This window comes from Nocardiopsis synnemataformans (genome assembly GCF_965343085.1).
GTDB lineage: Bacteria > Actinomycetota > Actinomycetes > Streptosporangiales > Streptosporangiaceae > Nocardiopsis > Nocardiopsis alborubida.
Map to the genome: position 1 here is coordinate 1 of NZ_CBDRFA010000176.1, position 1,003 is coordinate 1,003.

Here is a 1,003-nt window from a genome sequence, read left to right on the forward strand (position 1 = left end):
AGAGACTGTTGGGTAGCCGGTTGACTACACGTTCTGGTGGGTGGGGCGGTTGCTCCACAGCACGCTCTCATCCGCCAGGCGCGTGGCCATCAAGCGGATCATCGCGATCTTGACCATGGTCTCGGAGTTGTCGGTCAGCCTCTCGTAGTCCCGGGCCAGACGGCGGTTGCGCACCAACCACCCGAACGTGCGCTCGACCACCCACCGCCTGGGCAGCACCTGGAAGCCCTTGGCATCGTCACTGCGTTTGACGATCTGCACCACCAACCGCAGTTTCTCCCGTGCCCAGGCCAGCAGACGGTTATCGACCTGGTTGGCGTATCCGGCATCGGCCCAGACCAGGCCGACCGAAGGGAAGCGGGCGGCCAGAGCCTTTAGGGCTCGGCGCCCGCCGGGCCGGTCCTGGACCGAGGCGGAGGTGACCGCGATGACCAGCACCAAACCGAGGGTGTCCACGACCATGTGGCGTTTGCGGCCGGTGGTGCGCTTGCCCGCGTCGAAGCCGCGGGCCTGGCCGCCCTCGCTGGTCTTGATCGATTGGGCGTCCAAAACCGCCGCCGAGGGGGCGGGGTCGCGGCCGTGGGCGGCGCGTACCTGTGCGCGCAGGGCGTCGTGGACGCGGTCCCAGGTGCCGTCGGCGGCCCAGGTGCGGTACCAGCGGTAGGCGGCGTCCCAGGGCAGCAGGTCACGGGGGACCATCCGCCACTGGCAGCCCGAGCGCAACACGAAGAAGATCGCGTCCAGGACCAGCCGGTCGCCGTATTTGCGAGCGGCTCCGCCTTGGGCCCGGTCACGGACGGGCATGAGGGGCTCGATCACCGCCCAGACGGCGTCGGAGAGGCTGGAGGGATAGCATGGGCGGGCATCCCCGCCGGTTTTGCAGTTGCACACACAGCGCGATTCTGGCGGGGATGCTTCTTTTCTCCAGGAGCCGCACCGGTCGTCATCAACACGGGATACGACCAGACACACCCTGTCGCTGGTCAGCTACCCAACAGTCTCT

Annotated in this window: 1 protein-coding gene; it reads right to left on the minus strand. The window is 67.9% G+C overall.

Annotation, left to right across the window (positions count from 1 at the left end):
* Nucleotides 1-24 precede the first annotated feature (24 nt).
* Complete coding sequence (locus ACSIH6_RS39325) at nucleotides 25-891, minus strand: IS5 family transposase (protein WP_435113974.1); 867 nt, start codon at nucleotides 889-891, stop codon at nucleotides 25-27.
* Nucleotides 892-1,003 lie beyond the last annotated feature (112 nt).